This window comes from Methanoregula sp. (genome assembly GCF_049686655.1).
Taxonomy (GTDB): domain Archaea; phylum Halobacteriota; class Methanomicrobia; order Methanomicrobiales; family Methanospirillaceae; genus Methanoregula.
On the sequence record NZ_JBAVIG010000061.1, the window covers coordinates 1 to 4,129 of the forward strand.

The window sequence follows — 4,129 nt, forward strand, 5'->3', positions numbered from 1 at the left end:
TTATTCCACGGATTTTTACAGTTTTCACGTCGTGGAATGACCGTGCTCCGGACCCTGCCCTAATGGGTCCTTTTGGGCGGCCGAAATGGAGGGGAAATGGGTTTTGGGTTGATCCTGGATTTTTCCACGAACCGGGAGGCCTTCGTGAGGGCCTATTGGAAAGCCCCTAATCCGGGTTTAATAAGAGCCCTGTTTGCCATTCCGGGAAGGGTCCGGACGGAGATCCTGAAGGTATTGAACGTTTTTGGGGATCTTTAATTTTTTTAAGAGCGATAGGTGGGTCTTGAAAAATTTTCAGGCAGAGTCGAGTTGGTTAGAGAAAATTATTTGCCGGAAAATTTCGTGGGCGATGAACGGCCGCCCCCACGGCAGGGCGATTACCGGAAAATCCTGATGCGGGTAATCTGCCCAGCGATGCCCCGATGAGGCGGACGACCGAACACAAAATGAATCCCGGTTCCGGATCATAAAATCGTCCTGAAGCTCTATTAAGAAAAACTATATTCTTTCGCAGAGGCAATGAAGATACAATGAACGAGATCCAGTATGTGTATGATGCTGGTGGCAACAAAAAGAGCGTCATAGTCCCCATCGAGCTCTGGGAGAGGACGCTCCAGCTCCGGGACCCGCGGCCCGAACCCTGCAACCCGCAGGACTATTATGGGATATACCGGGATCTCATCGAAGATCCAAAGGGCGTGGCCGAGGATCTCCGGAAAGAGTGGAACCGGGTATGAAGACGTACCTGGTAGACACGAATATCCTGATCTATTACCTGGCCGGTGCGTTCGGTCCATCCGAGAAACCTGTGATCGATTCGATATTCCAGGAATCGTTCAACATATCGATCATAACGAGGATTGAACTTCTCGGCTGGAAAGGCCATACGCCGGAAGGAATAATCAAGGCCCGCAGGCTTCTTGACTGTGGGCGATGCCTTCCGCTTACCGATACGCTTGCGGAAAAAGCGATCGAGTTACGGACAACTATGAACATCACGCTTCCCGATGCCGTAATCGCTGCCTCGGCATTATCCCTGGATGCTACGCTCGTTACCAGGAACGAGGAGGATTTTACCCATGTGCCCGGCCTCATGATCTTAAATCCATTTCATCGTTTTCCCTGAGGGGGGTGGCCGGGCGTCTCTGGCAGTGGGTGGGTGCATATCCCCGCCGGCACCGGAGCTGTGGCCGGGCCGGTGCGGAGAGGGAGGTCGAAGAGGTAAAATGAAGATCTCTCCTGATTCGACACTCCGATCAGGGGATTACGTTGGAATCCGCAATTGCAATTTCTTCATTATTCCGGGCATTGTTCCGGAACCAGCGCTGAACCGATATCCTTCATGACCGTGTCCAGATCTTTTCTTTCATGCGCCGGTTCATTTCGCATTCCGGCAACAACAACTACCTCTTTAACATCGAATTCCAGCAACTGAAATATTTTTTTCGTATAATCAAAATACGCCTGGAACATGCCGGGATCAGGATTGCCCTGGGTAAACACAAGAATCAGCTTCTTTTTCGCGGCTTTTTCTTTGTAATATGGTGAGAATCGCGGAGAAATGTGCGCAAATAACCTGTCGGTGACTATCTTCGCCTGGGCACTCATCTGCCCCATGTACACCGGCGAGCCGAGGATAAGGGCATCGGCATGCTCAATCGCGCCATACAGTTCCTGCATGTCGTCATTGATAATACAACCCGGATCGCCTCCCTCGTGGCAGCAAAGACAACCCCGGCACGGTTCGATATCAAGATCGCTGAAATACCAGGCCCGGGTTTCGGCGCCCTGTTCTTTCGCACCTTCGAGTATTTTGTTTATTACCCAGGAGGTATTGCCTCCTTTCCGCGGACTTGCGATAATTCCGATGATTTTCATCTTTATTCCCTGTGCGTCTGGATGGAATATATACCCTGCAGTAAGAGAAAACTCTTCCCGATGTGTCGCGGCCCGCTCACGTCCACTCCTCGCAACCACCCGGCCGGTGCCGGGCAGGTGTTTTTGCTCTGTTGCTGCTTCCTTTTCCGGCCCGGGCCGCATCGCAGTCACCCGTGACATCTCATACAGGAGCCGGGTTTATCCTGTACACGCCAGCGGGATTTCATGAAGAATGGTGGCGATGGGAGATGGGCGTGGCTGAATAAATTTTACGGAGGGGAATCCGGGGAGGGTTCAAAAGTGATTTGCAGGGAACGGGGAGGGGATTTTTGAGATCACGGTTTGCACAAATGGGAGGGGAACTGACGGCATGAGATGCTGATCGCGATGGTGAAAGCCCTTGGAAATTGAGGAACTGTTGCCGCCAGGAAGGAGTGGGGATACATCGCATTGCCATTACTGGCGCCAGGGCAGTTGCTGGGAATCTCGGGGCTTGGTAGTATTGTACCGATCAAAACCCTCATCAGCTCGTGCGCCAAGGGACAAGCGAGGAATCCCCATGTCCCCATCGGATAACGCGTCCCGGAACTTCCGGTTCCGGGTGAAATGGCGAGGCCGGTATGTTGCCGGCTTCCCGGAAGTTACCCCCCTCCCGGTAAAAATGAAACGTGCCGGTCAGCTGCAGAGCGGGTACCCTCGTCCTGCCATAGGGCCGGAAGGCCAGAGTACCCCGTATTTCATCAACCTTGAACGGGGAGTCGCCTTTGATCGCGGGTTCGAGCAGTGGATCAGCATGGTCTGCTGTTACGGCCCGGCCACGGGCAAAGGTTCCCTGCTTCCGGAATATAAAAATCCTCTCACCATCGAGGTATACGCCCCGGGCGGGGAGATGGAGTATAGCTATCATCTCTCCCACTGCTGGGTAACCGAGTACAAAGCGTTCCAGAATCCCGATGCGGGCAGCCATGAGACCGCCATCGAGCACCTGAGACTCGGGTTCGATACATGGAACCGGGACCCGTCGGAGGATAAGTGACGGGGGATCATGGGCGGGGATACCCCTATCCTGCCCGAAACCCCCTCAGAGAAAGTTATTTCCCTGCAATCTCCCTGGCCCATTTTCGGGCATCCACGAGATCCTCCTCGTGCACATTCCGGTACTTGACAATGATCACCTTGCCCCGGGAGCCGGTTTTCCCCAGGACCGTTGCCCCCTTCTTTTCCAGGGTTTCGGCCATGTTGGCAAGCATCTTCTCCCCATCACCGGGATACGACGCTGTGGCGAACAGGGCGACCTTCCGCCCGGTAAATGTCCCCTCACGGAGAAGGCGGTTTGTGTAAAGTCCCGGGCCGGTACCGTACATACCGCTCCCCATGAACAGGATATCCGCGTCCGGCAGCGGTTGTGTGATATCCCCGATCTTCACACCCAGCTCTTCCGAAATCGCGGCAGCGACCTTACGGGTGTGTCCGCCCCGGGAATCAACCAGCACTGCTACATTGTCCATAGGTTCTCCTGTTGCCTCAAGGGATTTAAAGATAATACTCGTGCAATGGCCTCATGAGGAACTTACCCGATATACCGGGAAAACCCGGGCGCCGGTAAACTGCCCGGCGAGGCCCCGACGAGGCGGCCGAGCGACCCCCAAAGGGGGTGGGGACAAATCGCATCCCCGCCGGCGTCGGGACTGTGGCCGGGCCGGTGATCGCGTGGGGCACGGTACCGGGCGATCGCGAGGCCGCCGATACTGCATGAAAATTACCGGTAGGAACTCATCGAAGGATTAGTATCAGATCCCCTTCGTCTGTCAAATTGTACCGGTTCGATAACGCACAATCGTTCATTGAACAATCATTCCCGAATACGATCCTGATTTTATCCCGGATCCGGGTAATTTTTTCATTGCTGTAGTCCGGGACAGGAGTTCCCGGTCTCCCGCATGGGTTCGTGCTGGCATTCCATGATACCATGATCAGAAGAATGTGATATTAAGTCCGTAAGAGGGGATGGTGAAAGTGTGGGGATTCACGATGCCATCCGGACCCCGGTGCTCCGGACCGGCGGATCGTTTGGGAATGGCAGGCAGTTCCCCCTTGTGAAGAAGGGGGGTCACTGCCTGTGGAGTAACGTGATATCGTACCACATAAAATGAGGGCACTGAAAAGATATTTAATAGGCAGAGTTTCAGGAGCCCGGCGTAATTACCTCCCGAACTTCAACGTATCCATCATTCTCCAATATCGGGCACTC

The 4,129-nt window shown here is 54.2% G+C and carries 5 protein-coding genes; 3 read left to right on the forward strand and 2 right to left on the reverse strand.

The genetic code is table 11. The features are described from left to right. Positions 1-530 precede the first annotated feature (530 nt). Together WBL42_RS08210 and WBL42_RS08215 are read left to right on the forward strand one after the other, a co-directional pair. Positions 531-737, forward strand: coding sequence for a hypothetical protein (locus tag WBL42_RS08210; RefSeq protein ID WP_424720793.1), 207 nt, complete (start codon positions 531-533; stop codon positions 735-737). Further along, positions 734-1,126: a type II toxin-antitoxin system VapC family toxin gene (locus WBL42_RS08215; RefSeq protein WP_424720794.1), complete on the forward strand. Its 393-nt coding sequence runs from the start codon at positions 734-736 to the stop codon at positions 1,124-1,126. The genes WBL42_RS08210 and WBL42_RS08215 overlap by 4 nt, the downstream gene beginning before the upstream one ends. 170 nt (positions 1,127-1,296) lie before the next feature. On the opposite strand, the gene WBL42_RS08220 is transcribed toward WBL42_RS08215, so the two are convergent. Then, a complete protein-coding gene (locus WBL42_RS08220; RefSeq protein ID WP_424720795.1) occupies positions 1,297-1,878 on the reverse strand; it encodes a flavodoxin family protein in 582 nt (193 codons plus the stop codon). Positions 1,879-2,437: 559 nt separating this feature from the next. Here WBL42_RS08220 and WBL42_RS08225 point away from each other — a divergent pair. Beyond that, positions 2,438-2,914, forward strand: coding sequence for a phage tail protein (locus WBL42_RS08225; RefSeq protein ID WP_424720796.1), 477 nt, complete (start codon positions 2,438-2,440; stop codon positions 2,912-2,914). A 55-nt stretch (positions 2,915-2,969) separates the two neighbouring features. Here the strand turns inward: WBL42_RS08225 and WBL42_RS08230 are convergent, their stop codons facing one another. Next, the gene (locus WBL42_RS08230; RefSeq protein WP_424720797.1) at positions 2,970-3,386 is read right to left on the reverse strand and encodes a flavodoxin family protein; all 417 of its coding nucleotides are present in this window, start codon (positions 3,384-3,386) and stop codon (positions 2,970-2,972) included. Between the last annotated feature and the right edge of the window lie 743 nt (positions 3,387-4,129).